The organism is Streptomyces sp. NPDC049915 (assembly GCF_040656475.1).
Classification (GTDB): Bacteria; Actinomycetota; Actinomycetes; order Streptomycetales; family Streptomycetaceae; genus Streptomyces.
Window position 1 is genome coordinate 384,596 of the sequence record NZ_JBFAMH010000003.1, and the last position, 20,892, is coordinate 405,487.

Consider the following 20,892-nt stretch of genomic DNA (forward strand, 5'->3'; position numbering starts at 1 on the left):
ACGATGTTGACGAGGACGAGAACACCGTCGAAGCCTGATCAACAAGCTGCTTGGTCCGAACCCGCCGTTGGCGACTTCGAGGCACAAGCGCGGCAGTACGTGGGTATTGGCCACCCCACGATGGCCTCCAGCTACTGAACTTGAACTCGGGATGTCGGCCAGCCCAGTTGGTCTGGCTTATGGGTGTGCGGCCGCCGTCGGCGAGAAAGGTAGCGGCTTGGTCCCCGATGGCCGTGCCTGAAGTGTTCAGTGCCTACGGTCTGGACTCCACTCGTAGACCATGGGGGCGGTCTCGATTACTTCGCTTGGCCAGACCTGCTGAAGTCGGTCCAGTCGGACTCGGTGGTCCAGGATCCAGTCGTCTTGTGGCCGGATCCAGAAGAATGTAGAGAGCCGGTCGGGGTCGTGGATCGTCACGCACACGGACTGATCCTCGTTGAGGCGAATGCCAAGCTCCAGACCCCGGCCGCCGCCGATTCCCACGTTGCCACCGGGCACCAGCCCTTCGAGCTCGTGTTCCCAGGCGGAGAGATCCCGCTGCAAGAGGTAGAGCTCGAGGCGTGCGTCGAGGAAGCTGGTGGACACCAGGACATCGGCGCGCAAGGTGTCATGACCGGTCAGGATGCCGGGCTGATAACGCCCAGTGACGCGAACGATGCACCGGTCGCCGTCTGCGTCTGCCAGGTGAATCAGGTCGACTGGTTCCGGCTCTCCCACAGTGCGCCTCCACTTGGCCTAGCTGGTGCGGGTAGCGTGCATCCTCTCTCATGGGGTGCGTGCGGACGAAGGAGACCCCCGACAAACGTTCGACGCGATCAGCGGTCCAGGATCAGGCCGGTGCCAGTGAGACAGCCGTCGATCACGTGGGGTCGGTACTGCAGCATCTTGAGCGTGCGCTTCACAGCGCGGGTGATCTGGTCCAGGTCGGCGGCGGCGAGGTTGCCGATGTCACGCTTGACCAGGGACCACACGCCTTCTTGCGGGTTCAGGTCGGGTGCGTAGGTGGGCAGTTGGAACACGGTGAGCCAGTCGGCGTTCGCGGCGATGAACTCGCGCAGCGGTGCGGTCAGGTGGATACGGACGTTGTCCCAGACCAGCACGATCGGTCCGCCGAGCTGGATGCGGGCGCGGACCAGCAGGTCGCGGAAGTCCCGCCAGCCGAAGCCCTTCGGTTGGTCCTTGCGCCCGTTGTACTCGCGGACCGAGTAGATCAGTCGGGACCGCTCGCCCGGTTTGTAGCAGGTCATGCCCGCCATCGACACTCGTCCCGAGCCCCGGCCTCGCAGCCGCACTACCGGGGTCTGTCCGATCCGGCCCCAGGTCCTGGCACGCGGCGGCGTCATCGACTGGCCGGCCTCGTCCTCAAAGACGATCCAGCCGCCGCACTCCGCCGCGACACTCTTACCCGCGGCCAGACCTCCTTCTTCCAGAGCTCTACCGCGGCGTCGTCACGCTCGATCGCGCGGCGAGTGGGCTGCTGCCAGGACCACCCATGCCGCTTCAACAGTCGCCACGTGCCCTCCACCGTGTAGGAGACGTGGAAGAGCCGCCCGATCAAGTTCTTGACGCGCGAGAGTCCATCGCTGATCGAGCCAGCCATGTGCGAGCGGGCCGCACTCCAACTCCCGCTCCAGCCGGGCGATCTGCTTGTCAGAGAGCCTGGGGCGCCCAGGCGAACCCTTCGAGGCGACACCAGCCGCACCGCCTTCGCGCCACTGCCGTCTCCACCGCTCCACCGATCGCTCTGACACGCGCAGCGCGGTGGCGACAGCGCGGTTCGTCGCCCCGGCCTCGAACCGGGTCACCGCGTCCAGGCCCACCCGCTCTCGGGCGTCCCTCTCAGCGTCGGTCAATCCACCGCCCTGCGCATACCTCACAGCGAAAGCAGTACAGCGCCCCAGGCTCACCGCTCAGCCGAACGGCCCCGACATCACCCGATCAAGTTCAGTAGCAACGGTCTGTGCGGGTGCCGGGGGAGGCATGCGGTGCGTCTGCGTGAAGACCGAACTGCTCGACGATCTCCTCCTCACTCACCGGGTGATCATCGAGGCTGCATCTTCGCCTGCCTGCACCCATCTGTCGCTCCTGATGAACCACTGGGAAGGCGGGACCAGGGACGCCGAGCATCGTCACCCCGTGCCATATGGCCGGCGTCGAGGTCATTCCCCTGAACGGGTGGGGCATCCCTGGGCGGGCCTGGGTATCGAGGCGATGTGGACAGACACAACGCGCACCCGCGGCCCCAGCAGGACAGTCATCCGGTGCCCAAGGCAGTACGTGACCTCATCAACGGCATCGTCGTGGCCGTTCGCGCGGGAGATGACCCTGTCGTCCAGACCTTGCTGACCCGACTTGCCCCCGTCGCCGACACGACCGCTCTGTTACTGCTGCGCTACCGGCTCGGTCTTGCAACGAACCCGCACGAGCCAACGGCTTCCCACCCGAACCCGCAGTCCCGGGTCGGCCCCACCGGTGCCCGGTCGACCCGAAGATGATGACGCTGGAGTTCCTCACCGAGCGCGGATCGACCTGCGGGGCCCCCACCAGGGCTGATGCGTTGCCAGATGAGGCCCAGGGTCGCCAGGTTCGGTGGGGCGGGGTCAAGCTGAGCACCCCGTTCGAGACGGGGTCGGTCACGGCCTCGCCCCGTCGGGCAGTTCACTGCAGTCGACATAGACCACAAGCGTCTGCTCCGGCTGTTCGGCCACGTGAAAAGCGGTGTAGGCTAAATCGATCGCTCCTCGTTGCGGATGCCGTAGCCGTTTGCGACCGCTGTGCCGGGCCTGCACCTCGTACTGGGGCCACCAGTCCCGCACCTCCGGGCTGCCCTCGTTCAGCTCCTCGATCAGTCGGGTGTACCGCGGGTCGCCGGAATGGCGTGCGGCCAGCGTCCGAAGTCGGGCGAGCAGGCCGCGTGCCTCGGGTTCCCAGTCGAGCAGAACCTCCCGGGCCACCGGTTCGAGGAACACCCAGCGGACGAAGTTGGCTGGCCGGTCCGCCTCGGTGGTGAGATTCGGAAACAGTTCGTCGGCCGCCTGGTTGTGACTGAGAACGTCATAGTTGCCGCCGATGATGTACGCCGGGTGCGGCTGGAGCAACAGGGGGACGGCCCCCGCGTCGGCCGTCAGCGGCTCGCGTTCCTCGACTTCGGGCGCAGGCGCGTGATCGGCAAGCTGGAGGAGATGATCGCGCTCGTGACGGTCGAGCCGCAGCGCCGCGGCGAGGGCGTTCAGGACTTGTTCGGAGGCGCGGATCTCCCGCCCCTGTTCCAGGTACGTGTACCAGGTGGCGCTGATCCCGGCCAGCAGTGCCAGTTCCTCTCGCCGCAGTCCCGGCGTCCGGCGCCGGCCGGTCTTGGGCAGGCCCACCTCGTCAGGGGTGAGGCGCTCTCTCCTGTTGCGCAGAAACGTACTCAGCTGACGGCGTTGGTCGCGTTGATCCGGCTGCTTGGGCATGACGGGCACCTTCAGTTCCAGAATAAATACGGTCTGGATACCAGGCTAAAGCTCCTGAAGACTGGTGTGCGAGCACAGGGCCACGGCGCTGCCGACGGCCTGACACGGTCACACAGGCCCCCGGCCGTCCAGTGCGCAACAGCTTCCGGACGCTCCACCGGGACCTGCTGCCGCTCAGTACCCCAGCCTCGGTGCCAAGGACGGAGAGGACGCCTTCATGTCCGGAATCAAGGGCAAGGTAGTGGCGATCACGGGAGCCAGCAGCGGCATTGGAGAGGCGACCGCGCTGCTGCTCGCCGAACGCGGCGCGCGACTCGTCCTCGGCGCGCGCCGGTCCGAGCGCCTGGCGGAACTGGTGACCCGGATCGAGAAGGCGGGTGGCGCAGCCATACAGATCCGCACCGACGTGACTCGGCGAGAGGACCTGCGCGCTATGGTCGCGCTGGCCGGTGAGCGATTCGGTCGACTCGACGTACTCGTCAGCAACGCCGGAGTCGGTACTATCTCGCCTCTCGACGATCTGCGCGTCGAAGAGTGGGACCACATGGTCGACGTCAACTTGAAGGGTGTGCTGCACGGAATCGGCGCCGCGCTGCCGGTCTTTCGGTCACAGGGCGTCGGGCACTTCATCACCACTGCCTCCACGGCCGCGTTTCGCATCGTGCCGACGATGGCGGTCTACGCCGGCACCAAGTTCGCGGTCCGGGCCATCTGCGAAGGACTGCGTCAGGAAGCCGGCGACTCCCTGCGGGTGACCACTGTCTCGCCCGGTCCGATCGCCACCGATTTCGCCGAGGCGTCAACCAACAGCCAGGTCAGAGCAGAGATCACGAGGATGCGGGACCACATCGCGATCCCGCCCGAGGCCATCGCCCGGGCCATCGCTTTCGCGATCGAGCAGCCTGCCGCGGTCGATGTGAACGAGATCGTCGTGCGGCCCACCGCCCAGAGCTGACCTCTCCCGCTCCTTTGGTGCGGACCCCGCACCCAGTCAGCGGCAGCGGGGACGGTCCGCTCGTTTCACCGGCGCGGGACGAGGCGGCGTGCCGGCATGTTCGAACGCAGAACCGGTCAGCCGGCGGCTCCCTGGCCGCCTGGTAGTTCGTGGACAGTTTCTGGCCCGCTTGTCCACCCTCCGACCTCGCTGATCCACTTTTCCGTAGTCCGGACTGACGGGACGGGATATGGGCCAGGATGGATCCTCGGCACCGGACCGGAGATGATCCATCCGATCCACCTGCACGGCGGTTACTTCACCCTGGTCGCCCAGGACGGGCGGAAGCTGCCGGCACCGCAGCAGATGGACACGCTGAACGTGGGAGCTACTCCGCGACCTCCTGCGTGCGGTCGGCAAGGGCCTGGAGGACGACGCGGAGTTAGCCGAATGCGTTGCCAGGGCCCACCTCGAGAAGCAGCAGGCGAAGCACTTCGTCCTCGAGACCGGGGAGATCGTCTCGATGACTGGCGACGATCCGGCAGCGAGCGTGCGGGGTCTGGCGTTCGAGGACATTCCCGACGCCGTCGCCAAGGCCGAGGCGGCGATCGCCGGCCAGGGCGACGACTGGCTGGCCTCGGTCCGAGCCGATTGGCAGAGGCACTTCGCGTCCTTCTATAGCGAGGCGCTCTACTTCTCCTTCCCCAACTGACGGGACCCGCGGCGCGGTGCCGGGCGATCCCGGCCTGATCCAAACGACCGGTCCTGGCCGGGGGGACTGCTGGGCGGCGCGGCAGGCCTGACAGACGACCTGAGCGTGTGGCCCGTATGGCACCGTGGGTTCCTGGCAGCGCGCGCAGTGTCCGACCTGGCGCGGCCGGCATCCGAGGGTAGCGCCGCGGTGTCCTGGTCCGTCGTGGGGTCGATATGTCTGGGCGCATCTCCCAGCGGCAGCCTATACACCTGGTCGATCGCGGTGTGCTCGCGGACTGGACCGCAGGCACGAGGCCGCTGTGCCTCGCTTGCGAGGGGCAGCACCTCACAGGCGCGGCAACCCCGCACGTTCCAACGCCTTGCGGGCAGCGAGGCAGCCCGCGATCTTGAACGCCAGTTCATGAGAGCCGAACGTATCGGCGCGGGCGCGCCGCAACACCACCCGAGTGGCGACCACAAAGACTCCGTGTTCGGGCAGCCTCAGCTGCTCCTCGATCCCTACGGTGGCAGCCGCGAAGAAGCGTGACACGGCTTCGGCGGGTTCATAGTCCACCGTCAGCTCTTGCGCCACCTCGAAGGCGAAGCCCTCAGCTGCAGGCTCGAAATCCACCTCTATCTCCGCGAAATGCGGCGCGCAGTTCTGCCTCTGATGCACCACCCGTACGCCACGGATCGGATACGGCGGAAACCGGGGCGGCACTGACGTCATGCCGGAACGCTACCGCCTGCCTGCTACCTCGCTCCGCTTCCGCCGCCGGATCTTGGTGACAGCAGGCCTGCCTCTGTGACCCCCGTTCCGTGCTTCGGCTCACTTGAGGCCGGCGGCCGCCGAGCAGCGGGAGACGGGCCGGAGCATCACGTCCTGGCGGTTCAGCAACGCGCAGTGGGACGCCCCGGCCAACGCTCAGCAGCTGTCCACGCAGCCGACCGTCCGCGCAGTTCCTGCACTGCCTCAAACATGGGCAACGCCGCCGGACTCGTCTCCATCTTCGGCCGCCGTACCGACGTCGAGGGCCCCGACGGCTACGTGGTCTTCGCCGCCGACAGCCGTCACCCGGCCTATCACCTGGTCAAGAACGTCGTCGACTCCTCGAAGTTCGTGAGCGAGTTCCGCTTGGAGGACTATCCCGCAGCGCCAGAGGACGTCCTGCACACCGGCCACGCCGCCTTCGACGCCGCCCTCAAGACCGTCAACGTCGGCAAGTTCACCCTGTGCACCGCCTCGATCGGCATCTGCGAACACGCGATGTACGAGGCCGTCACCCACGCCCACAACCGCATCCTCTACAACCGCCCCGTCACCAGCTTCCCGCAGGTGCGGCGCGAGTTGACCGAAGCGTACGTGAGGCTCGTCGGCATGAAGCTCTTCAGCGACCGAGCTGTCGACTACTTCCGCTCCGCCGGCCCGGAGGACCGCCGCTACCTGCTCTTCAACCCGATGACGAAGACGAAGGTGACCACGGACGGCGAGAAGGCCATCGACCTGATGGGGGACGTCATCGCGGCCAAGGGCTTCGAGAAGGACAACTACTTCGGCCAGGCGGCCGTGGAGATCCGCGGTCTGCCGAAGCTCGAGGGCACGGTCCACGTCAACCTGGCGCTGATCCTGAAGTTCATGCGCAGCCACCTCCTCGGCCCGGTCGACCACCCCGTCGTGCCGACCCGCCTCGACGCGGCCGACGACGACTTCCTGTTCCGGCAGGGCCCGGCCCGCGGCCTCGGCTCGGTGCGCTTCCACGACTGGCGGCCCGCCTTCGACGCGTACGCGCACCTGCGGCCGTGACCGGAGTGCCGATGGCCACGCCGGACTGGGCGGTCCGTCTCGCCCGTGCCGGACAGGGCCTGCTCTTCTTCGACGAACTCTCCTCCGCACCGCCGGCCGTGCAGGCAGCGCTGCTGCGGGTGGTGCTCGAACGACGCGTCGGCAACCTGGTGCTGCCGGGGAAAGGCCCGGTCACCCGAGGCTGAGAAGGCCGGCGTCGAGCACCGCGCTCCCGAAGGGGCGGGCGAGTTCGGCGAGACGTTCGCAGTCGGTGTCACCCAGGGCGGCGTAGGCAGGGAGGGCCAGACGGTCGGTGCGGTCCTCGATGTGCCGGCGCAGGAGTACGCCTTCCGAGCTCAGGGAGTCGCCGTCGAGGAGACCTCGCTTACGCAGGCGCTCCTTCGAGTCGGCCCACTCCTCCTCGGGCCAGGCGCGGCTCGCCTTGAGGAAGTCGACGGGAACCTCGCCGGTGGCGGCGTGCAGAATCAGGGCCTCCAGGCCTCCGACGCCCTCGCTTACCAGGCACGCGACATGGCCGTCTCCACGGAACTCCCGCAGCAGCGTCTGGGCGTGCCACAGCTGCAGTACCGGCTTCTCCGGCCAGGGCAGTGCGGCATGCGCGGCGAACAGCGGGCGGCCCTGCGGATGTTCGTGGGCCGCCTCGGCGGCCCGGCGGGTCAGGGCCAGGACCTCGTCCAGGGCGGGCAGCTCGTGGATTCCCGCTCGCTGCAGGGCCTCGCCCGCCGCGGCGTACCGCGCGTCCAGCACCTGCTGCGGCGTCGCCGCGTCCCAGGCCCCGCCGACTGCCTGCCGTACGAAAGCGGGGTTGAAGTTGTAGAAGGTCGAGATGACCAGCTCGGCGGAGGCTCGGCCGAACGCGGCGCTGCGGGAGGCGAAGTACCCGGCGCGTCCGCTCAGTCCGAGGTCCGCGTACCGCCGCCGTGCCTCGGGGACGAAGTAGATCATGGCGTGTACGGGCTCGAGGCGGCGCCAGGCCGCGCGCGCTGTCTTCACGGGGTCACCTTCTTCGGGGATTCGACGAACGGGGGTATGCGCTGCGGCTCAGAACTCGCCGTGCGTTCGGAGATGGTCGAGCAGTAGGCGGTTCATCGTGTCGGGTGCCTCCTCGGGGACCCAGTGGCTGACGCCCTGGAGAATCTCGAACCGGTACGGCCCGTTGACCCACCGCCCGGTCTCCTGTGCGGCCGTCGGGCCGAACGCGCCGTCCGCGGTGCTCCAGATGTACAGCGTGGGCGCGTCGATGACGCCGATCGCGCCGTCGGGGCGGCCGGCCCGGTACCAGTTCAGCGCCGCGGTGAGCGCGCCCGGCTGCGTCAGGTGCCGTACGTAGGCCTCGGCACTGTCGTGCGGGACCTTTCCGGCGTAGAGGGCGCGAAGCTGCTGGGCGTCGTGGGCGAGCATGCGCTCTTCGGTCGCGGGTGTCTCACGCCAGTCGATCATGTAGCGCGAGCGTGTGCGCTGATCTTCGGTGCGCAGGGCGGTGGCCAGAGCGCCGGGGTGCGGGGTCGAGACAACGGTCAGGGTGCGTACGCGACTGGGGTGGGCGTGCGCGGTCCACCAGGCCACCGCGCCGCCCCAGTCGTGGCCCACCAGGTCGAACGCCGCCCAGCCCAGTTCCTCGGTGATCGCGACCACGTCGTCGACCAGGAGGCCGATGCGGTAGTCCTCGGGCCGCTGGGGGCGGGCACCGGGGGAGTACCCGCGCTGGTCGGGTGCCACCACTCGGTAGCCGTGCGCGGCCAACGCCGCGATCTGCCGCTGCCACACCAGCCCCGTCTGCGGGAAGCCGTGCAGCAACAGCACCGGGCGGCCCTCGGGCGGACCCGCCGCAACCGCGTCGAACACGCCCGCCGCGGTGGAGATGCTCAGATCCGCCACGATCCACCCTTCGTACCGTCTGGTCGGTATCTTTGGGCCACGAAGGCGCGCCGTCAAGGCTGGGAAGCCGAACGCGCATGGTTGAACATGACGCCAAATTCAATTATAACCGTCGAGGCCGACTCCAGTCACTCCTGCGGCCCGGCTCAAGTCCTCGGTCAAGCAGGAGAGGGTCAATGACCGCTCACGAAGCGCCCACTGACCGTACACAGCACGCCGGTTGGCGTTCGGCCCCGCCATCGGCACCGAGCCGGGCGCACGGAGCTCGGAATTCCCCAAGCTCCGGGACGCACCGGACCAACAGGAAGCACTGAGGCGACATGCGAGAAGCAGTCATCGTTTCGACGGCCCGGACGCCGATCGGAAAGGCCTACCGCGGCGCGTTCAACGACACCCAGTCGCAGGAACTCGCCGCCCATGCCCTTGCGCACGCGGTGCAGCGGGCCGGGCTCGAGGGAGACGAGGTCGAGGACGTGATCTTCGGCTGCGCCGCGCAGCAGGGGTCCTCCGGCTTCAACGTCGCACGCCAGGCCGTTCTCCGTGCCGGGCTTCCGGACACCGTGTCCGGGATGACGATCGACCGGCAGTGCTCGTCGGGTCTGATGGCCATTGCGACGGCCGCCAAGCAGATCGTCGCGGACGGGATGCAGACAGCTGTCGGTGGCGGGGTCGAGTCGATCTCCCTGGTGCAGAACGACCACATGAACACCCACCGGGCGGCCGATCCCTGGCTGGTCGAGCACAAGCCGAGCATCTACATGCCGATGCTGCAGACGGCGGAGATCGTCGCCGAACGTTACGGCGTGAGCCGGGAGCGACAGGACGAGTTCGCGCTGCTGTCACAGCAGCGCACCGCGGCGGCGCAAGAGGCCGGCCGGTTCGACCAGGAGATCGTCGCGCTCAGCAGCGTCAAGAGGGTCCTCGACAAGCAGTCCGGGGAGGTGCGGGACGAGGAGGTCACCCTGACCCGGGACGAAGGCAACCGCGCGTCGACGACGCTCGAAGGCCTGGCCGGGTTGGCGCCGGTGCTGCCCGATGGTCAGGTGACCGCGCACTCCAGCGTGACGGCGGGCAACTCCTCACAGCTGTCGGACGGGGCTTCGGCGTCGGTGTTGATGGAGTCGAAGGAGGCCGAGCGCCGCGGACTGGAACCGCTGGGCGTCTACCGGGGTATGGCCGTCGCCGGCTGCGGGCCGGACGAGATGGGCATCGGCCCGGTGTTCGCCATTCCGAAACTGCTGAAGCAGCACAACCTCACCATCGACGACATCGGCCTGTGGGAACTCAACGAGGCGTTCGCCTCCCAGGCGCTGTACTGCCGCGACGAACTGCACATCGATCCGGAGCGGTTCAACGTCGACGGCGGCGCCATCTCGGTCGGCCATCCGTACGGAATGACCGGCGCCCGCCTGGTGGGGCACGCCCTCATCGAGGGCAAGCGCCGTGGTGTCCGCTACGTGGTGATCTCGATGTGTGTCGGCGGCGGAATGGGCGCGGCCGGACTGTTCGAGGTCGCCTGATGGGGAAGGATCGAACCGCGGTCCTGGTGGACTTCGGCGGGGTCATCACCTCCAGTGTGCTGGAGGCTTTCACCGACTTCGGCGCCTCGCTCGGCGGCGACCCGCGCCTGCCGCTGGACCTGCTCAGCCGGGACCAGCCGTCACGCACCCTCCTGGCCGACCATGAGTGCGGCCGTATCGACGCGGAAGCCTTCGGGCGAGGATTCGCCGAACGGCTCCGCGCCCATGGCGTCGACGTACCGGCCGAGGGGCTCACGGCCCGGATGCAAGCGGGCATGTCGATCGACCAGGACATGCTCGCGCTGCTCGGTGATCTCCGGGCCGCCGGTCATCCCGTCGCACTGGTGTCGAATTCGTTCGGTACCGGAACCTACGACGGCGTCGACCTCACCGCCGTCGCCGACGCGGTCGTCATCTCCGCCGAGGTCGGCATCCGCAAGCCCTCCCGGCGGATCTACGCGATCGCCTGCGAACGCCTCGGCATCGACCCGGAGGAGGCGGTCATGATCGACGATCTGCAGCAGAACCTCGACGGAGCGGCACGGCTCGCAATCGGGGGCGTACTGCACACCAGCGCCGCCGACACCCGCCGCCAACTCGCCGAACGCTTCGGAATCACCGCCTGACCGGTCGGCGCACCCACGGCCACGACGTCCGACGACCCGCTGTCGAGGCCGGGCCCGGTCAACCGATCGGCGAGGCGAGCCTCGCACCGCCCCCTGCTCATACCCCCGGAAGGCACCGCCCATGACCAGCGTTCTCGACCCCGTGTGCCGCCACGCGGCCGCCACTCCCGACAGCATCGCGCTGCGCGGCGCCGTGGATCAGTGGACCTATCGTCAGTTGCGTGACGCGAGCGCCGGGTATGCGGGCGCCCTGGCCGCTGCGGGCCTGTGCCCCGGGGACCGGGTGCTGCTTGCGGCCCCCTCGGTGCCCGAGTTCGTGGTGGCCTACCTCGGGATCCAGGCCGCGGGCTGTGTCGTGGTGCCGGTCAACACGATGGTCACCCGGGCGGAGGCCGAGTACGTGCTCGGCGACGCCGGGTGTTCCCTGGCGATCGCATGGCACGCCCTCGGCCCCGCCGTCGCGGAGGCGGCCGCAGCGCTCAAGGTGCCCTTCTGGACGCTGTCCCTGGGCACCTCGGTCGTCGGTGCACCCCCTGCCCGCGTCGTCGACCGGGACCGCGACGAGACCGCGGCCATCCTGTACACCTCGGGCACCACGGGGCGGCCCAAGGGGGCCCAACTCACCGTCGGAAACCTGTTGTCCGCGGGGGAGATCGGTGCCGAGTGCAGTCGCGCCTCGAGCACCGACCGTATCGGCACCGGACTCCCGCTGTTCCATGTCTTCGGCCAGGCGTCGGTCCTGATGGCCGCCCTGACCGTGGGGGGCTCGATGTCGTTGCTGGCCCGGTTCGACCCGGCGTCGATGCTGGAGATGCTGCGCCGCGACCGGCTCACCATCATGGCCGGCGTGCCGACCATGTGGAACGCGATGCTGCACGCGGCGGGCGACGCGAACTCGGCCGACTTCGCCGGGCTCCGTGTCGCGGTCTCCGGCGGTGCGTCGCTGCCCGGTCAGATCGCCCGCGCCTTCGAGGCCCGCTTCGGCTGCACCATCCTCGAAGGGTACGGGCTCACCGAGACCACCGCGTTCGGCACCTTCAACGACCTCGACCGCGGTGCCAAGACCGGGTACACCGGCCGGGCGGTCCCACGGGTGCAGGTGCAGGTGCGCGACGACGACGGCAACGAGTGCCCGCCGGGCAAGGTCGGCGAGGTTCACATCAAGGGGCATACGGTGATGCGCGGTTACTGGAACCGCCCCGCGGACACCGCCGCGGCACTCTCGCCCGACGGCTGGTTCCGGACCGGCGACCTCGGCGAAATCGACACGGACGGCGACCTGCGCATCGTCGACCGGCTCAAGGACCTGATCATCCGCGGCGGCTACAACGTCTACCCCGGGGAGATCGAGGAGGTTCTCTACGAGCACCCCGACATCGTCGAGGCGGCCGTGATCGGCGTGCCCGACGACCACTACGGTGAGGAGGTGGCCGCGCTCGTGGCCGCCCGCCCCGGTTCGCAGCTCGATGCGGCCGAGGTCTCGGGCTGGGCACGCGAGCGGCTCTCCGCCTACAAGATCCCGCGCATCGTCCGGTTCGTCGACGCGCTGCCCAAGGGCCCGACCGGGAAGATCCTCAAACGGTCCATCGACCGTACTGCTCTCACCCGCGACACCGCGCCCGACGACGTTGCCGCCCGCCGCCCCTGAATCCCGGAGACCGGGCCATCGACCGGAGCGGCCGGTGCCCCCATGCACTTCCCGTTCATGAGGTGGCGCCGGATTCAAGTAAAGTTGCGCGGATGGACAGGACTGCGCCGGAAGAGATCGACGGCGAGACGGCACCGCCTGTGGCACCCCTCTCGCCACTTCGTGAGCCGACGACGCAGCGCGGAGCGCGCACGCGGGCCGCTCTGCTGAAGGCCGCGCGGAAAGTGTTCGAACGGGACGGCTACCTCGACACCCGCCTGACGGACATCACCAAAGAGGCTCGGTGCGCGGCGGGATCCTTCTACACCTACTTCGCCAACAAGGAAGAGGTGCTTGCCGCCGTCCTCCTGGAGGCGCAGGAGGACATGCTGCACCCCGGCGTGGGCCGGGTGCAGGGCACCGACGATCCCTATGCGGTGCTGGAGGCGAGCAATCGCGCCTATCTCCAGGCGTACCGACGGAACGCGAAGCTGATGGCACTGCTCGAGCAGGTCGCACAGGTGGAGCCGGAGTTCCGTGAGTTCCGAAGGCGGCGCGGGGACGCGTTCATCCGTCGCAATGCCCGCGGCATCGCCGACCTGCAGGCGCGGGGGGTCGCCGACACCGAGCTCGATCCGATGACGGCCTCCCGTGCACTGTCGGGCATGGTCAGCGTCATGGCCTACCACGCCTTCGTGCTCTGCGAAGGGCAGGAAGCAGGTACACCGGTGGACTTCGAGGAACTCGTGTCCACGGTCACCCGGCTCTGGGCGAACGCCCTGCGGTTCCCCGGCCACCGCTGACCGTCCGACTCGTGACACCCGGCACCGCCGGGTGTCTTTTCTTTAGCCATTTATCTCTTCAGCCACTTATCGACGGGACGATGGCCTCGGCCTTCGCGATGACCGAGCCGCGTGTGGCCAGTTCCGACGCCACCGACATCGAGCTGCGGATGGAGCGCGACGACGACGAGTACGTGCTCCGCCTGTCCCGGACCGGCTCGGGCGCGGTCAGCCGCATCGGGCGCACCCGGTACCGCATCAGGGGGCCGCGGGCGGGTCCCGCGGCGCCACCGCCACCGCCACCGCCGGCCGCCGGTCGCCTGCCGGCGGTCGGCGCACTATGTGGCCCGTGGCCCCCAAGCACGCGCCGCCGGCGAGCGCGGGATGCGCGGGACAGCAGACGCACCGACTCGTACACCCCCGTGGCCGCCGTTGCCCCGGCGGAGCACATGCCTCGGGCGTCGTCGGCCCTTTTGCCCCGGCCACGCGCCGGGGCGCTTCAGCCGACCGGGGTCGACAGATGGACCAGGATGCCGCACACCTCGTCCACGATCTCCCTGGCCTCCGTCTCGTCCTCACAGTCGCCCAGCTCGCGCGCCGCCCCTCCGATGACGGTGGTCAGCACACTCACCCGGACCCGTCCGGCGCGTCGTTGCTCGTCCACCTCCAGGAGCCGGGCGTTGCGCCGTACCCATGCGCGGTCCCACTGGCGGCGCAGCGATTCGAAGCCGGCCGGACCCTCGTCCTCCGCGAGGAGCCTGGCGAGCCGCCGGTTCTCCCAGGCGCCCCCCAGATACGCCCTGGCTCCCGCCACGAAGAGGGCGATGGGGTCCACCACGCCACGGTCACGCTCGGCGGCCAGCGTGGCCGCGGTCCGGTGCTCCTGCTCCTCCCGGAACTCCTCCCAGAGGGCGAGGTAGAGGCCTCGCTTTCCGCCGTAGTGCTGGAAGAGGGCACCGGCGGGGATGCCGGAGCGCGCCGCGATCTCGGTGAGGCCGGCGTCGGTGTAACCGCGCTCGGCGAACACCGCCAGCGCGGCGTCCAGCAGCGTCCGCCGGACCGTTCCGTCCTGCCCGGCGTACCTCTCGTGCAGAGCCGTGCTTCCCTGTTCGCCCGGGACTTGCCGTGCCGCCTCGGTCCCGGCGGACTCCCTGGTGCCGCTCATCGGCCGTCCTCGCCTTCTCCGGCCCCGTCGCGGATGGCGAGGGCGACCAGCAGTTCCACGAGGTCGGCGATCCGGCGCGGATTGCGGCCGGTGCGTTCCTCGATCCGGCGCAACCGGTAGTGCGCCGTGTTGTGATGCACCCGCAGCCGCTCGGCGGCCAGCCGCAGATTGAGGTCCGCCTCCGCGAAGGCCCGGATGGTGTCGGCCAGTGTGTCGCCGCGTCTGCGGTCCTCCTCCAGCAGCGCCCGCAGGCGCGGATCGACCAATTGGCGGGCGAGATCGTCGGCGCGCAGCGCCAGGTAGTCGAACGGGGACAGCCACGGCAGCGCGGCCACCCCGCCCCCGCTCTGCACCAGGTCGAGGGCGGCCCGGGCCTCCGAGTAGGCGCGGGGCAGTTCGCAGGCGCCCTGCGCGACCGTGCTGATCCCCATGCAGAGCCGGGTTCCCTCCCGCGCGAGCCGCCGCTGCACGGCCTCGAAGTGGGCGCAGATGTCGTCCGCGTTCATGCCTGCCCGGACGACGGGCACCGCCACCACCTCTTCGTGGCGCACCACGACCAGGGTCCTGCCCGCCCAGGGACCGGCGACGCTGATCGACGCGCTGGTGGCATACCCGTGCTCGACGGAGGTGAGGTCCTCGGCACGGGTGTCGCCGACGCACACCGCCACGACCGCCATCATCGGCGATCGCGGCCCGATGCCGTACGCCTGGGCCGCGGCGGACAGCGGACCACGCGTCGGTGCCACGCCGGCCAGGAGCTGGTCCAGCAGGTCCCGCCTCTCCCGGTCCGCGTCCGCCACCACGTGCTGCTGGTACTCCACGTATGCCTGCGCGGCGTGGGTGCTGGCGTAGTCGACGTACCGCATCAGCGGGGTGACGAGGGACAGGGCGGCCTGCTGGGCCTCGGCGGATGGGCCCGCGCAGTCCAGCAGCGCGTCCCATATCACCTGCCGGCCGACCCGGAAGGCACTGATCCAGTCCTCCAGAGCGAACCCCGCGCGGGCGCGGCGCATGGCTGCCGCGCGGCTGAAGACCAGGTCCTCGGGAGCGATGTCGCGGTCGCCCGCCAGCACAGCCAGCTGCATCCGGTAGTGCTCGAGCACCTGCTCCCGTACCTCGGCGAAGAACCGCTCGTCCTGCAGCGCGTACGACGGGATCTCCGCGCGCATCACCTCGACGGCCGTCTCCGCCACCTCCTCGACCCGGTCGTGGACGGCGTGCAGGATCCGCCACCGCTCCCGGCGGAGCGGTTCGCAGAGGTGGGAAGTGCCCGACACGGGACCGGAAGGCATGGCGCCGATCGTCGCCGTCCGCCTCGTGTTCCGTCAACAGGCTCGGCGTGAGACATCTTCCGGCATCTGTGCGCGGCGCACAGTCCGGCGGCCGGGAAGTTGGGTTCTCGCACCCAATGTGCGCCGGGAAGGCCCCCGCCTACTGTGACGCTCGCCCACCCCCCAGCACGTCGGAAGGGGCGTCACTCATGCTCGCGGTCGACGGTATCACCGTGCGTTTCGGCGGGATCACGGCCTTGGACGGTGTCGGATTCACCGTCGAGCCGGGCACCGCAGTAGGGCTCATCGGGCCCAACGGCGCCGGCAAGACCACCTTGTTCAACTGCCTCACCAGGCGCTGCACCCCCGATGGGGGAGACGTGCGGTTCGAGGGTGAGGACCTGCTCGCCCTTCCGCCGCACGCCGTGGCCGGGCGCGGTATCGCCCGCACCTTCCAGAACCTGGGCCTGTTCCCACGGCTCACGGTCCGGGAGAACGTCATGGTCGGCGCCCACAGCCGGGGGCGCACAGGACACCTCGCCGCGGCGCTCCGGCTGCCCCGCGTCCGGCGGGACGAGAGGGAACTGCGGGACCAAGCGGACGACCTGCTACGGCGGCTCGACCTGGCGGACGTCGCCGACCACCCCGCCGCCGGACTGCCGTTCGGCACGCTCAAACGCGTGGAACTCGCCCGGGCGCTCGCGGTGCGGCCCCGGCTGCTGCTGCTCGACGAACCCGTCAACGGACTCAGCCACGGCGAGGTCGGCCACTTCGCGGATCTGGTCCGCTCGGTGCGCCAGGAGTTCGACCTCACCCTCGTCGTGGTCGAACACCACATGGGCTTCGTGATGGGCCTGTGCGACAAGGTGGTCTGCCTCGACTTCGGCCGCAGGATCGCCGAGGGCTCGCCGGAGGAGATCCAGCGCGATCCGTCGGTCGTCGAGGCGTACCTGGGGGTGGCCGCATGAGCGAGCCCACCACCGACCGTGCCGAGGCCCAGGCGAGTGCGGAGCCGGAGGACTTCCTGAAGGTGGCCGGCCTGCACGCCGGATACGGCCAGGCCCGTGTGCTCCAAGGCCTCGACCTCACCGTCGCCCGCGGCGAGGTGTGCGCGATCCTCGGACCCAATGGCGCGGGCAAGACCACGACACTGCGCGCGCTGTGCGGCATGGTCCGCGGCCGAGGTTCGGTCACCTTGAACGGTACGGAACTGCTCGGCCGCTCGCCCGAGCAGGCCGCCCGGCTCGGCGTGGCGCATGTACCCGAGGGCCGGGGCACCTTCAACGACCTCACCGTCGCGGAGAACCTGCGCATCGGCGCCCACCTGCGCACCGGCCGGTGGCGGCGGGGCCGTACCGAGCGTGCGGCCGTCGTGGCTGCCGACCTGGACCGGATCTACGGCTACTTCCCCAAGCTGCGCCAGCGGTCGCGGCAGGCCGCCGGCAGCCTCAGTGGCGGGGAACAGCAGATGCTCGCCCTCGGCAGGGCGCTGATGCTGCGGCCCTCCCTGCTGCTCCTGGACGAGCCGTCCCTGGGGCTCGCGCCGCTGGTCACCCGCGAGCTGTTCGAGATGGTCCGAGCCGTCAACGAGGAGGAGCGCACCACCGTGATCGTCGTCGAGCAGAACGCCCAGCTCGCACTGGACATCGCGCACCGGGCGCACGTACTGGAGGCCGGCCGCCTGGTGCTGTCCGGACCGGCCGCACAGATCCGCGAGGACGGGCAGGTCGCCGAGGTGTACCTGGGCGTCTCCGTCCGCTCCCGGAAGGCCGGGTGAGCACCGTGACCGATCTTCTCCAGCAAGTGGTGGAAGGACTGGGCTCCGGCGCGGTGTACGCCAGCCTGGCGCTGGCCATCGTGCTGATCCACCGGTTCACCGGAATCGTCAACTTCGCACAGGGCGAGCTGGCCATGCTCTCGACGTACGTCGCCTGGCAGCTGGTGGCGTCCGGGATGCCGTTCTGGCTGGCGCTTCCGGTCACCCTCGCGGTGTCCTTCGCCGGCGGCATGCTGGTCGAGCGGATCGTCATCCGCCCCGTTCAGGGCGCACCCGAGCTGACGGTGGTCATCGTCACGGTCGGCCTGTTCATCCTCGTCAACGCGCTGGCCGGCCTGATCTGGTCGTTCACCGTGAAGGACTTCCCGCAGCCGTTCCCCGACGGCGGGCTCGACCTCGCCGGGGTGCGCCTGGACTGGTCGACGCTCGGGATCCTCGGCGTGGTGGCCGTCGTGATGGGCCTGCTGTATCTGCTGTTCCAGCACACCTCCATCGGCCTGGTGATGCGGGCGGTCGCCTGCAACCCGGCCTCCGCCCGGCTGTCGGGCATCCGGGTGAGCCGGGTGCTGATGCTCGGCTGGGGACTGGCCGCGACGGTCGGCGCCGTGTCGGGCGTGCTCGTCGCCCCGCTGCTGTTCCTGGAGCCCAACATGATGGGCGGGGTGCTGATCTACGCGTTCGCCGCGGCCACCCTCGGGGGCTTCGACAGCCCGGTCGGCGCGGTCGTGGGCGGCCTGTTCGTGGGCGTCGCCGAGACGCTGACCGGTGCGTACGTGGACGCCATCGGTGCCGATCTGAAGGTGGGGGTCCCCCTGGTGATCATTCTCGCGGTGCTGCTGGTGCGGCCGCAGGGCCTGTTCGGACGGGCGGCGGTGGAGCGCGCATGAGCACGATCGTCGCCACACTCCGTACCGACCGCGCCCGGCGCCTGCGGCCCGCGCTCACCGTGCTGCTCGCCGCGGCGGTCGCCGTCGGCGCACCGTTCTACTTCGCCCCCTTCCAGGTCTTCCAGCTGACCATGGTGCTCCTGTACGCCGTGGCGCTGGCCGGCCTGAATCTGCTGGTCGGCTTCGGCGGGCAGATCTCGCTCGGGCACGGCGCGTTCTTCGCGGCGGGTGCCTACACGGCGGCGGTCATGCTCGACCGGTACGACACCGGTCACCTGGCCACGCTGCCGGTCGCGGCCGCCGGCTGTTTCCTGCTGGGCCTGGGGTTCGGAGTGCCCGCCCTGCGCCTGCGCGGGCTGTACCTGGCCCTGGTCACCCTCTCGTTCGCGGTGTTCCTGCCGCCGCTGCTCAAGCGGCTCGAACCGGTGACGGGCGGTTCCATGGGCCTGACGGTGGACAAGCTGCAGCCGCCCGCGTGGAGCGGGATGGCCGAGGACCAGTGGATGTACTTCGTCGTCCTGGCCGTCACCGTGGTGGCCCTGCTGCTCGCCCGCAACCTGCTGCGGTCCCGGGTCGGCCGGGCACTGCTCGCCGTGCGGGACAACGAGAGCGCCGCCGAGGTCATGGGCGTACGGCTGTCGCTGCACAAGACCCTCGCCTTCGCCTGGAGCGCGATGTTCGCGGGTGTCGCCGGCTGCCTGTACACCTGGGTGATCGGCTTCGTCTCACCCGACTCCTTCAGCTTCGTCCTTTCCATCACCCTGCTGGCCGGCCTGGTGGTCGGGGGGCTCGCCTCGCTGTACGGGCCCCTGCTGGGGGCTGCGTTCGTGATGTACGTGCCGAGTGTGTCCCAGGACCTCAGCGAGGCGGCACCGGGCGTGGTGTTCGGCCTGCTGATCATCGTGGTGATGTTCGTGGCCCCGACGGGACTGGCCGGTCTGCCGGGCCGTGTCCGGGCTGCTGTCACCCGTCGCCTGCCCCGCCCCACCGCAGCCGTCCCCGACCGGGCGTCCGGGGCCGTGTCCGCGCCGGATGCGGAACCGACGTCCCAGCCCTCCGCGACCCTCGCGCCGGGGGATCCCGCGGTTGCCGAGGCCGAACCCGTGGGCGCATCGCCCCGCACGGAAAAGGAATGAATCACATGCGCAAGACAACCCTCCTGCGGGCGGCTGCGGCCGCCACCGCGGCCCTGCTCACCCTGAGCGCCTGCAACAGCCGACGAGGGCAGGACGCCCAGGACAGCGCCGCCGGCGGTGCCTGCAAGGGCCAGCAGACCACCGGCATCACCGACAAGACCATCAAGCTGGGCGGTATCTACCCGCTGTCGGGACCGGCCTCGGCGTACGGCACGATCAGCAAGGGTGTGGCCGCCTACTTCAAGTACGTCAACGCCCAGGGCGGCATAGACGGGCGCAAGGTGGAGTTCATCGTCCGTGACGACGGCTACCAGCCGCCCAAGGCGGTCGAGGAGGCCCGCAGACTGGTCGAGCAGGAGAAGGTCTTCGCCGTGTTCCAGACCCTGGGCACCCCGTCCACGGCAGCTGTGTGGGACTACCTCAACAAGCAGAAGGTGCCGCAGCCCTTCGTCGCCACGGGCGCCTCCCTCTGGGGCACCGACGACAAGCACCCGTGGACCATCGGATGGCAGCCCAGCTACGTGGCCGAGGCACGGGTGTACGCCAAGTACCTCAGGGAAGAGAAGCCGAAGGCCAAGGTCGCGGTCCTGTACCAGAACGACGACTTCGGCAAGGACCTGCTGGGCGGATTCCAGAAGGCCGTCGCGGGCAGCGGCATCAAGGTGGTCGCCAAGGAGAGTTACGAGGTCACCGACCCCTCTCTCTCCGCGCAGATGGCGAGCCTCGCCCGCTCCAAGGCGGATGTGCTGCTCGACATCACCACGCCCAAGTTCGGCAGCCAGGCCCTCGCCGCCGACGCCAAGAACACCAAGTGGAACCCGCTGCACATCATGAACAACGTGGCTTCGTCCGCCGCCGTGCTCAAGCCCGTCGGGTTCAAGAACGTCCAGGGCGTGGTCTCGACGACCTACTTCAAGGACCCCGCCGACCCGCAGTGGGCGAACGACCCCGAGATCAAGGCGTACAAGGACGCCCTGCACAAGTACGCCCCCGACGCCGACCCGGGCAACCAGTTCAACGCCTACGGCTGGGCCGTCGCCTCCGGCCTGCACCAGGCCCTGGACGCGATGAAGTGCCCGACCAGGGAAGGCCTGCGGGACGCGGTGCGCAACCTGAAGGACGTGAAGGTGGACATGCTGCTGCCCGGGGTCACCCTGTCCACCGGACCCGGTGACGCCTTCCCGCTCGAGACGATGCAGCTGATGCGGTTCAAGGGCGAACGATGGCAGCTGTTCGGCAAGCCGGTGGACACCCGCAAGGAGTTCGGTCCGCCGGCGAAGTGAGTCGGCGGGGGCGGTCCCGGTCGATGCCCTGACCTCTGGGACCGCCCCCGCCCG

The 20,892-nt window shown here is 69.6% G+C and carries 19 protein-coding genes and 5 pseudogenes; 15 read left to right on the plus strand and 9 right to left on the minus strand.

Annotation, left to right across the window (positions count from 1 at the left end; all coding sequences use genetic code 11):
• Positions 1-246: 246 nt before the first annotated feature.
• The 4 genes and pseudogenes from AB0J12_RS06635 to AB0J12_RS06650 all read right to left on the minus strand — a co-directional run bounded on the left by AB0J12_RS06635 (position 247) and on the right by AB0J12_RS06650 (position 3,455).
• Positions 247-717: a DUF5959 family protein gene (locus AB0J12_RS06635; RefSeq protein ID WP_363263085.1), complete on the minus strand. Its 471-nt coding sequence runs from the start codon at positions 715-717 to the stop codon at positions 247-249.
• A 98-nt stretch (positions 718-815) separates the two neighbouring features.
• Positions 816-1,343, minus strand: a complete 528-nt coding sequence (locus tag AB0J12_RS06640) for a transposase (RefSeq protein WP_363263086.1) — start codon at positions 1,341-1,343, stop codon at positions 816-818.
• Positions 1,340-1,877: pseudogene (locus AB0J12_RS06645) on the minus strand (winged helix-turn-helix domain-containing protein). The gene AB0J12_RS06640 and the pseudogene AB0J12_RS06645 overlap by 4 nt, the downstream one beginning before the upstream one ends.
• A 756-nt stretch (positions 1,878-2,633) precedes the next feature.
• The gene (locus tag AB0J12_RS06650) at positions 2,634-3,455 is read right to left on the minus strand and encodes a helix-turn-helix transcriptional regulator (protein WP_363263087.1); all 822 of its coding nucleotides are present in this window, start codon (positions 3,453-3,455) and stop codon (positions 2,634-2,636) included.
• A gap of 217 nt (positions 3,456-3,672) precedes the next feature.
• Here AB0J12_RS06650 and AB0J12_RS06655 point away from each other — a divergent pair, with 217 nt between their 5' ends.
• From AB0J12_RS06655 to AB0J12_RS06665, 3 genes and pseudogenes are all read left to right on the plus strand, one after another.
• The gene (locus AB0J12_RS06655; RefSeq protein ID WP_363263088.1) at positions 3,673-4,410 is read left to right on the plus strand and encodes an SDR family oxidoreductase; all 738 of its coding nucleotides are present in this window, start codon (positions 3,673-3,675) and stop codon (positions 4,408-4,410) included.
• A gap of 96 nt (positions 4,411-4,506) precedes the next feature.
• Positions 4,507-4,764: pseudogene (locus AB0J12_RS06660) on the plus strand (multicopper oxidase domain-containing protein); the annotation flags it as partial.
• A gap of 148 nt (positions 4,765-4,912) precedes the next feature.
• A complete protein-coding gene (locus AB0J12_RS06665; RefSeq protein ID WP_363263237.1) occupies positions 4,913-5,101 on the plus strand; it encodes a hypothetical protein in 189 nt (62 codons plus the stop codon).
• A gap of 327 nt (positions 5,102-5,428) precedes the next feature.
• On the opposite strand, the gene AB0J12_RS06670 is transcribed toward AB0J12_RS06665, so the two are convergent.
• Positions 5,429-5,812 (minus strand): hypothetical protein, encoded by a 384-nt coding sequence (locus AB0J12_RS06670; RefSeq protein ID WP_363263089.1) that lies wholly within the window; start codon positions 5,810-5,812, stop codon positions 5,429-5,431.
• A 252-nt stretch (positions 5,813-6,064) separates the two neighbouring features.
• Between AB0J12_RS06670 and AB0J12_RS06675 the strand changes: the two are divergent.
• Both AB0J12_RS06675 and AB0J12_RS06680 read left to right on the plus strand, forming a co-directional pair.
• Positions 6,065-6,871 (plus strand): annotated as a pseudogene (locus tag AB0J12_RS06675) (acyl-CoA dehydrogenase family protein); the annotation flags it as partial.
• A gap of 14 nt (positions 6,872-6,885) precedes the next feature.
• Positions 6,886-7,044 (plus strand): annotated as a pseudogene (locus AB0J12_RS06680) (sigma 54-interacting transcriptional regulator); the annotation flags it as partial.
• A 13-nt stretch (positions 7,045-7,057) separates the two neighbouring features.
• Here the strand turns inward: AB0J12_RS06680 and AB0J12_RS06685 are convergent.
• Complete coding sequence (locus tag AB0J12_RS06685) at positions 7,058-7,879, minus strand: hypothetical protein (protein WP_363263090.1); 822 nt, start codon at positions 7,877-7,879, stop codon at positions 7,058-7,060.
• Between the two features lie 48 nt (positions 7,880-7,927).
• Positions 7,928-8,764 carry an alpha/beta hydrolase gene (locus tag AB0J12_RS06690; protein ID WP_363263091.1) on the minus strand — a complete coding sequence of 279 codons (837 nt, stop codon included), beginning with the start codon at positions 8,762-8,764 and terminating at the stop codon, positions 7,928-7,930.
• Between the two features lie 320 nt (positions 8,765-9,084).
• Between AB0J12_RS06690 and AB0J12_RS06695 the strand changes: the two genes are divergently transcribed.
• From AB0J12_RS06695 to AB0J12_RS06715, 5 genes and pseudogenes are all read left to right on the plus strand, one after another.
• Positions 9,085-10,284 (plus strand): acetyl-CoA C-acyltransferase, encoded by a 1,200-nt coding sequence (locus AB0J12_RS06695; RefSeq protein WP_363263092.1) that lies wholly within the window; start codon positions 9,085-9,087, stop codon positions 10,282-10,284.
• On the plus strand, positions 10,284-10,910 hold the full coding sequence (locus AB0J12_RS06700) for an HAD family phosphatase (protein ID WP_363263093.1): 627 nt from the start codon (positions 10,284-10,286) through the stop codon (positions 10,908-10,910). Before AB0J12_RS06695 ends, AB0J12_RS06700 begins: the two co-directional genes overlap by 1 nt.
• Positions 10,911-11,031: 121 nt before the next feature.
• The gene (locus AB0J12_RS06705; protein ID WP_363263094.1) at positions 11,032-12,558 is read left to right on the plus strand and encodes an AMP-binding protein; all 1,527 of its coding nucleotides are present in this window, start codon (positions 11,032-11,034) and stop codon (positions 12,556-12,558) included.
• A 92-nt stretch (positions 12,559-12,650) separates the two neighbouring features.
• Complete coding sequence (locus AB0J12_RS06710; protein ID WP_363263095.1) at positions 12,651-13,340, plus strand: TetR/AcrR family transcriptional regulator; 690 nt, start codon at positions 12,651-12,653, stop codon at positions 13,338-13,340.
• A gap of 56 nt (positions 13,341-13,396) precedes the next feature.
• Positions 13,397-13,519: pseudogene (locus AB0J12_RS06715) on the plus strand (acyl-CoA dehydrogenase); the annotation flags it as partial.
• A 299-nt stretch (positions 13,520-13,818) separates the two neighbouring features.
• On the opposite strand, the gene AB0J12_RS06720 reads toward AB0J12_RS06715, so the two are convergent.
• Together AB0J12_RS06720 and AB0J12_RS06725 are read right to left on the minus strand one after the other, a co-directional pair.
• Positions 13,819-14,484 carry a TetR/AcrR family transcriptional regulator gene (locus AB0J12_RS06720; RefSeq protein ID WP_363263096.1) on the minus strand — a complete coding sequence of 222 codons (666 nt, stop codon included), beginning with the start codon at positions 14,482-14,484 and terminating at the stop codon, positions 13,819-13,821.
• Complete coding sequence (locus tag AB0J12_RS06725; protein ID WP_363263097.1) at positions 14,481-15,776, minus strand: helix-turn-helix domain-containing protein; 1,296 nt, start codon at positions 15,774-15,776, stop codon at positions 14,481-14,483. The genes AB0J12_RS06720 and AB0J12_RS06725 overlap by 4 nt, the downstream gene beginning before the upstream one ends.
• A 188-nt stretch (positions 15,777-15,964) precedes the next feature.
• Here AB0J12_RS06725 and AB0J12_RS06730 point away from each other — a divergent pair, with 188 nt between their 5' ends.
• Genes AB0J12_RS06730 through AB0J12_RS06750 form a run of 5 tightly spaced genes read left to right on the plus strand, consistent with a single transcriptional unit; the run spans position 15,965 to position 20,838 of the window.
• Positions 15,965-16,723: an ABC transporter ATP-binding protein gene (locus AB0J12_RS06730; protein WP_363263098.1), complete on the plus strand. Its 759-nt coding sequence runs from the start codon at positions 15,965-15,967 to the stop codon at positions 16,721-16,723.
• Complete coding sequence (locus AB0J12_RS06735; protein WP_363263099.1) at positions 16,720-17,532, plus strand: ABC transporter ATP-binding protein; 813 nt, start codon at positions 16,720-16,722, stop codon at positions 17,530-17,532. The genes AB0J12_RS06730 and AB0J12_RS06735 overlap by 4 nt, the downstream gene beginning before the upstream one ends.
• Before the next feature lie 5 nt (positions 17,533-17,537).
• Entirely contained in the window at positions 17,538-18,419 is an 882-nt protein-coding gene (locus AB0J12_RS06740) for a branched-chain amino acid ABC transporter permease (RefSeq protein WP_363263100.1), read from the plus strand.
• Positions 18,416-19,555 carry a branched-chain amino acid ABC transporter permease gene (locus AB0J12_RS06745; RefSeq protein ID WP_363263101.1) on the plus strand — a complete coding sequence of 380 codons (1,140 nt, stop codon included), beginning with the start codon at positions 18,416-18,418 and terminating at the stop codon, positions 19,553-19,555. The genes AB0J12_RS06740 and AB0J12_RS06745 overlap by 4 nt, the downstream gene beginning before the upstream one ends.
• A 5-nt stretch (positions 19,556-19,560) precedes the next feature.
• Positions 19,561-20,838: an ABC transporter substrate-binding protein gene (locus AB0J12_RS06750; protein WP_363263102.1), complete on the plus strand. Its 1,278-nt coding sequence runs from the start codon at positions 19,561-19,563 to the stop codon at positions 20,836-20,838.
• Positions 20,839-20,892 lie beyond the last annotated feature (54 nt).

Bases quoted from the DNA above. Each gene is read 5' to 3' on its own strand.
- AB0J12_RS06640 (WP_363263086.1), bottom strand. From the start codon at position 1,343: ATGACGCCGCCGCGTGCCAGGACCTGGGGCCGGATCGGACAGACCCCG.
- AB0J12_RS06650 (WP_363263087.1), bottom strand. From the start codon at position 3,455: ATGCCCAAGCAGCCGGATCAACGCGACCAACGCCGTCAGCTGAGTACG.
- AB0J12_RS06655 (WP_363263088.1), top strand. From the start codon at position 3,673: ATGTCCGGAATCAAGGGCAAGGTAGTGGCGATCACGGGAGCCAGCAGC.
- AB0J12_RS06665 (WP_363263237.1), top strand. From the start codon at position 4,913: ATGACTGGCGACGATCCGGCAGCGAGCGTGCGGGGTCTGGCGTTCGAG.
- AB0J12_RS06670 (WP_363263089.1), bottom strand. From the start codon at position 5,812: ATGACGTCAGTGCCGCCCCGGTTTCCGCCGTATCCGATCCGTGGCGTA.
- AB0J12_RS06695 (WP_363263092.1), top strand. From the start codon at position 9,085: ATGCGAGAAGCAGTCATCGTTTCGACGGCCCGGACGCCGATCGGAAAG.
- AB0J12_RS06700 (WP_363263093.1), top strand. From the start codon at position 10,284: ATGGGGAAGGATCGAACCGCGGTCCTGGTGGACTTCGGCGGGGTCATC.
- AB0J12_RS06705 (WP_363263094.1), top strand. From the start codon at position 11,032: ATGACCAGCGTTCTCGACCCCGTGTGCCGCCACGCGGCCGCCACTCCC.
- AB0J12_RS06710 (WP_363263095.1), top strand. From the start codon at position 12,651: ATGGACAGGACTGCGCCGGAAGAGATCGACGGCGAGACGGCACCGCCT.
- AB0J12_RS06720 (WP_363263096.1), bottom strand. From the start codon at position 14,484: ATGAGCGGCACCAGGGAGTCCGCCGGGACCGAGGCGGCACGGCAAGTC.
- AB0J12_RS06725 (WP_363263097.1), bottom strand. From the start codon at position 15,776: ATGCCTTCCGGTCCCGTGTCGGGCACTTCCCACCTCTGCGAACCGCTC.
- AB0J12_RS06730 (WP_363263098.1), top strand. From the start codon at position 15,965: ATGCTCGCGGTCGACGGTATCACCGTGCGTTTCGGCGGGATCACGGCC.
- AB0J12_RS06735 (WP_363263099.1), top strand. From the start codon at position 16,720: ATGAGCGAGCCCACCACCGACCGTGCCGAGGCCCAGGCGAGTGCGGAG.
- AB0J12_RS06745 (WP_363263101.1), top strand. From the start codon at position 18,416: ATGAGCACGATCGTCGCCACACTCCGTACCGACCGCGCCCGGCGCCTG.
- AB0J12_RS06750 (WP_363263102.1), top strand. From the start codon at position 19,561: ATGCGCAAGACAACCCTCCTGCGGGCGGCTGCGGCCGCCACCGCGGCC.